We start from the raw sequence: 5,301 nt of genomic DNA, 5'->3' as shown, positions 1-5,301 counted from the left end.
TAGAGGCTATAAAAATGAAACTAATTCTAGACAGTGAAAATTCACATCCGACAACAATAACAGTGAAAGGAAAGGAAATAACATTGCTGTTAATAGAATCAAGCATATTGATTGATTCAACACAGATAGCCAGGATTTTCGACAAGAAGGAAAAGACAGTAGCCACCAAAGTCCAGAAATCTGGACTGGAGAAATACGAAACTGAAAACGTTAAGCTGCTCAAAAATTATGGGCTGATGCATCCGGATGCAATAAAACCAAGGCCGTTTTATGACTTAAGACAGATTTTGGAAGGGCCTGCATATTACTATTTTGAAAAAGAAGATGAAACTGATTTGATTGATGTCATTGTACGTGTAGCTATCGGAAAGCATCGTGAATGGATTCATAACAGAGACATTGATTTATAGAAAAAAATATTATCTTGTTTATATAAAAAATATAATATGAAGGATAATATTAGTTGGACAAGCTTTTGTGAGGCAATGAATTCAATTGCCTACTGGCTCATCCAAAACAAAAAGAAGTACAAGAAGCGTGACCATTACCAGATACTGACCTTGAAAGGCAACTGCAGGGACATAGAAAAGAAAGCCAAAAAGCTTGGAAACAATAAGCTGGTGGCAATGTATACGATGGCCCTGATAAAAGACAACAAATCCTTGGATTTCCTTCCAAACTATGTGACACTTAAAAATGGTGAGGAGATAGACAAGGCCGAATATGTGGACATGGCCATAAGGACAGAGGCATACATCAGGGCGAACGGAAGGCTTCCGGCAATTGTTTACAGGAAATCAACACTGCCGGATTATACTGATTCCACAATGAAGCTCTTTGTAAAAACCTTCAGCTTCAAGGGAAACACAATAGATGAGGCTTTAGCCATTATAGCAAAGAGGAAATTATACAGCAAATACTTTGATTCGCAAAAGACTGACAAGAAAACAATCAACGATGCTAAAGTGGGTAAAGGTTCCAATTGTGTTGACTGGGGACAGGTGTATTACCGTATAGCTAAAAGCTTAGGCTATGACGTGCAGTTTGTTCATGTCAAATGCCGTGTAAGCGGTACAGGCCACATCAGGTTAAGGCTCAGGCACAAAAAACACACTTCAGGAAACTGGATTAACCGTGATCCCGCTGCAGTTGCAGATACGACTTCAGGCAATGTAAGGGCACTCTGGTGTGAAGACGGAAATCTCATAGCTATTGATCCGTCATGGATATTTACGGATTTGTACAGCAGTTAACGTTAATGTTAACTATTTTTCTTTTTTTTAACGTTGGTATTGGGAATCAAGTTAGGAAACTTACTTTTTAAACAATTTCATATAATTCTGATTTCAAATCATATCGGATTTCCAAAAACCCTTCCGTTAATGTAAATTTCAATTCATTAAATTAATACTATGATATATTATATTGATTATATTAACCGTATCTTCTTGGAAACTAATGAGAAAAACAAAGATGAAAATTGTTATTCCTGAACTTGAGGTTTTGAAACTGATAATGATAATTTTATATAATTGAAATAATAAAATATTATATTAATTATTATATACAGGTTGTAATAGCTATGGCCAATATAAATAATACCTCATCCTACATGGATGAAGACAAAAAGCAAATTATCAAAGAGTCCAACTATACCTATAGAGATGCTCTTGAAGTTTCAGCTTATCTCATTGAAGTGGGCAAGTTCGAAAGGTTCTACAAGGAAATGCAGATTAATGACCTTCAAAAGGAACTTGACGAAATGGGCGATGAAGAATAAGCTTCAAAAAATATATCTCGGGTATGTAACTCTTCAAAAGAAAACTTTTTTTCATAGGCAAAAGTAATAATTTATTATTACTTTTATATTTTTTTTATAATAAAATTTTATATATAATATATAATAAATATATGTATTATGATAACCGAAAAAACCAACATCAGCGCAAGAGTTGAAATAACACTCAAAAAAATAGTAGAGGAATCCAGTTTTACACACAAGGACGCATATGAACTCGGAGCAATGCTAATAGCTATCGGCGATGCAGAGCAGACAAGATCATCAATACAGGAAAATCCAAATTATGAAAGAATCATAAAGCAAAGGGAATACGGTTTAATCGAAGCAAGAAAACACCAACTTGAAAGGGAATTAAGAGATTTATAGGGGTCCATCACCATGGGTCGTGGAAATTCAGACATCATTTTCTTTTTAGAACAGCACGAACAGGAAATAATAAACTGCTGCAAGAAGGCAATGAGCAACAAGGAAATCATAGAACTGTTAAAAACAAAATATGAATGTGAAGTTCCCGAAACCACCTTCAGAAGATTCAAAGCAGGATTAAAACTAACTAAAGTAGACTTCCTGGAAACACTTTTAGATGAAATAATGGTCATGAAAACTCAAGGAGCTACTGATGAAAGTGTGAGAAGATGGCTGGATGATGAACATGACTTTGAAGTAAGCAGGGCAACATTTTCAAGATTCAAAAAGAAATACCATCTAACGGATAATGAAAAAGACCCAAGAGCAAAAAACAAGGAAGCATTAACGGACAGAGCCATCACTCAAAGGCAAATAACAGACAACAACGTTCACGAGGACAATATTGATTTGGCTATTGACACAATACTCCAGCAACAGGTCACAGACATCAAAACAGGTCTCGACAATCTTGACAAGATTACCAAAAATGCTGTAGGCATTGAAATTGACTTTGCAAAACTGGATCAGGAAGTAAGATACAACGCCAACGAAAAAAGCCTTGCAAGATACCTAATTGACCTTACAGAACTAAAAATCAGATACTTAGAATTGTCAGTCAAAGCATTTGAAGCCAAAAACAGATTATTCAAAGATGAAATGGACAGGCTATTCAAAAACAGAGTTTTAGAACTTGAAGACAAAAAAATCGAAATCTCACAAAAGGACATAATGAATGAAATAGAAATCCTAGCAAAACAAATTGACGATAACAATGTATGATGAAAACGGTGAATTCTATTTAAGTGCCAGGGATAAGGCTATTCTACAGAAGTGCGTATATGAGAATCCATATATTCCCTTCAATCCATTTCCAAAGCAGGCTGAAATGATACTGGCAACTGAAAAGGAAGTCCTGATTGGAGGTGCCGCTGGAGGTTCCAAATCAACAAGTCTACTCATGAGAGCATTGTTCTATGTTCAGGATGATGCCAACGAATACCATGCATTGATATTGAGAAGAACATTATCTGACCTTAAAAGAAAAGGAGCATTAATACATAAAGCCAGTCAATGGCTTAACAGAAAGGAAATTCAGAATAATCAAAGCATCAAACCGAAGTGGGATGGAACAGAACATTCATGGACATTTCCCAATGGAAACTCACTGACTTTCGGATATTTGAGAAACATCAATGACCTCGATACTTACCAAGGTTCTGAATATCAGTTCATTGGTATTGATGAGCTGACACAACTTGAAAGATTCAAATATATCTATATGAGGTCCAGAGTAAGGAAAACCAAAGACAATAAACTTCCAACACAACTGATGGCATCATCAAACCCTGGAAAGCGTGGAAACAAATGGGTTCGTGAAAGATTCATAGAAAAAATTGATACAGACATTCAGGACAAAACACAAATAAGATTCATTTCCTCCAGCTATCTGGATAACATTTATCTTGACAGAAACGACTATGAAGAATATCTTATGGGATTGGATAGGGTAACAAGGGAACAGCTGATGAACGGTAACTGGTATGCTTCAGTCAAAGGCCAGCTATTCGACGAGTCAGACTTCCATATTATATCTCATGACGAGTACATGAAAATACCTATTGTCAGAGTCATCAGATACTGGGATCTTGCAGCCACTGAAGTGTTGAACGATGACAAATTGAGGGGAAGTGATCCGGATTATACTGCAGGAGTCATGCTGGCCAAAGACCTAAACGGCAACATTTACATCCTGGACTCATATGAGTTTCAGCTTGAGTCAAGAAACCTGATTAATGAAATTCTAAATACTGCAGCACGTGACAAGTCAGACGTGCAGTATATCGAACTCGACGGAAGCACAGGCAAAAACTTCGGATTATTAATTATAGATGAGCTGAACAGAAGAGGATTCGCCACAGGCACCGGCAACTCAAGAGAAAACAAAATTGATAGGGCAAGAAGAGTTTCGGCCGATATTCAAAAGAATGGAATTTTCCTGGTTGGAAAGGATAGGACAGGGTTTACGAAAAAGTGGGCGATGGAATTTCTGGAAAAAATTACAGCGTATCCAAATGAAGCTATTCATGATGACTGTGTAGTGGCATTCACTGGAGGTTATGAAAAAATAGTTTCTGAAGTTCAAACTCAAAGAGTTAATGTTGATAAGTGGTATTCCACATAATAGCTATTAATCAACTCTATTTTTTAATATTTTTAATATATCATTTTCAATTCTTCTTAATTCTCTAAGTATGCTTTCTGTATCTGTAATGTCCTGGCAGATGACATTATAATTTAATCCAACTTGTACATGTTCAGGTTCATGTATGTCCTCTCCCAATACATTCTTTTTAGGAACTTGCCTACCATTTACTGTTTCAGTATATACTCCTTGTTTTATTTGGGATAATATTTTGAAGTATTCTTGTTTTCTTTGATGTAGCTTTTCTAATTGAAATAGCTCATAAGATATTTGGCGATATACTTGGTCAAGTTTTTGATTTAATGGTATCCAAAATTCACATGTGTTTTTGTTTTTGCAAATGTCATGATTGGGGTAGCAATCACATCTAAACATTTTTATCAGCTCTTTATTCTTAAGGTAATTTAGTAATTTAGTAATTTAGCAAAAATAAGTAATTTAGTAATTTGGTAATTTGAACATAATAGCTATTTTCTCTCTAAGGCTATAACTCAAAACAGGGTCAAATTACAAAATTACCTCTAAAAAAATTAATTGATTTAAAACTCTTAAATTAAAAAATAAAAGCTTTGAAATCCTTTAAAATTTTTCGATAAGGTAATTTGGCCCTCAGATTACCTAAATTACTTTCAAATTACTTCGGCTAATTTTCCTCCTTTTGTTTTAAATCAGGATATAGGAATGTTAAAAACTTATCAAACCTAATAACCATAACGGTTGTTCGTTTGGATAAATTAACTGTTTTATATTCCCATCCCAGTAATTCTGCAATTCCTTTTACATCATAGCAGACTTTATTTGCTTCCTGTAATGCCATTCTTAACCCGCTGGTAAAGCATACATAATTGTATCCGTCTCTTCCATGATGCAGCACCATATATGGAATCAG

Annotated in this window: 8 protein-coding genes; 6 read left to right on the top strand and 2 right to left on the bottom strand. The window is 35.0% G+C overall.

From position 1 onward, the window contains the following. The 6 genes from ACJROP_RS04465 to ACJROP_RS04440 all read left to right on the top strand — a co-directional run. On the top strand, window positions 1-410 hold a 410-nt coding region (locus ACJROP_RS04465), incomplete at its 5' end, for a hypothetical protein (RefSeq protein WP_406534290.1). A 36-nt stretch (window positions 411-446) separates the two neighbouring features. Continuing rightward, entirely contained in the window at window positions 447-1,253 is an 807-nt protein-coding gene (locus tag ACJROP_RS04460; RefSeq protein ID WP_406534289.1) for a pseudomurein-binding repeat-containing protein, read from the top strand. A 329-nt stretch (window positions 1,254-1,582) separates the two neighbouring features. After that, window positions 1,583-1,780, top strand: a complete 198-nt coding sequence (locus ACJROP_RS04455) for a hypothetical protein (RefSeq protein ID WP_406534288.1) — start codon at window positions 1,583-1,585, stop codon at window positions 1,778-1,780. Between the two features lie 138 nt (window positions 1,781-1,918). Continuing rightward, window positions 1,919-2,167, top strand: a complete 249-nt coding sequence (locus tag ACJROP_RS04450) for a hypothetical protein (RefSeq protein WP_406534287.1) — start codon at window positions 1,919-1,921, stop codon at window positions 2,165-2,167. Window positions 2,168-2,179: 12 nt separating this feature from the next. Next, window positions 2,180-2,989: a hypothetical protein gene (locus ACJROP_RS04445; RefSeq protein WP_406534286.1), complete on the top strand. Its 810-nt coding sequence runs from the start codon at window positions 2,180-2,182 to the stop codon at window positions 2,987-2,989. Next, window positions 2,982-4,391: a phage terminase large subunit gene (locus ACJROP_RS04440; RefSeq protein ID WP_406534285.1), complete on the top strand. Its 1,410-nt coding sequence runs from the start codon at window positions 2,982-2,984 to the stop codon at window positions 4,389-4,391. The genes ACJROP_RS04445 and ACJROP_RS04440 overlap by 8 nt, the downstream gene beginning before the upstream one ends. Before the next feature lie 6 nt (window positions 4,392-4,397). On the opposite strand, the gene ACJROP_RS04435 is transcribed toward ACJROP_RS04440, so the two are convergent. Together ACJROP_RS04435 and ACJROP_RS04430 are read right to left on the bottom strand one after the other, a co-directional pair. Continuing rightward, window positions 4,398-4,787, bottom strand: coding sequence for a hypothetical protein (locus ACJROP_RS04435; protein WP_406534284.1), 390 nt, complete (start codon window positions 4,785-4,787; stop codon window positions 4,398-4,400). Window positions 4,788-5,055: 268 nt separating this feature from the next. Beyond that, window positions 5,056-5,301: hypothetical protein (locus ACJROP_RS04430; protein WP_406534283.1), on the bottom strand; the 246-nt coding region annotated here is incomplete at its 5' end.

This window comes from Methanobrevibacter sp. (assembly GCF_045220775.1).
GTDB lineage: Archaea > Methanobacteriota > Methanobacteria > Methanobacteriales > Methanobacteriaceae > Methanocatella.
Note: the sequence above shows the minus strand (reverse complement) of the source record. Positions and strands in the feature narration are given on the sequence as shown.

What these genes read in the sequence shown, in the direction of transcription:
- ACJROP_RS04440 (WP_406534285.1), top strand. Translation starts at nt 2,982, where the DNA reads ATGTATGATGAAAACGGTGAATTCTATTTAAGTGCCAGGGATAAGGCT.
- ACJROP_RS04450 (WP_406534287.1), top strand. Translation starts at nt 1,919, where the DNA reads ATGATAACCGAAAAAACCAACATCAGCGCAAGAGTTGAAATAACACTC.
- ACJROP_RS04455 (WP_406534288.1), top strand. Translation starts at nt 1,583, where the DNA reads ATGGCCAATATAAATAATACCTCATCCTACATGGATGAAGACAAAAAG.
- ACJROP_RS04460 (WP_406534289.1), top strand. Translation starts at nt 447, where the DNA reads ATGAAGGATAATATTAGTTGGACAAGCTTTTGTGAGGCAATGAATTCA.
- ACJROP_RS04445 (WP_406534286.1), top strand. Translation starts at nt 2,180, where the DNA reads ATGGGTCGTGGAAATTCAGACATCATTTTCTTTTTAGAACAGCACGAA.
- ACJROP_RS04435 (WP_406534284.1), bottom strand. Translation starts at nt 4,787, where the DNA reads ATGTTTAGATGTGATTGCTACCCCAATCATGACATTTGCAAAAACAAA.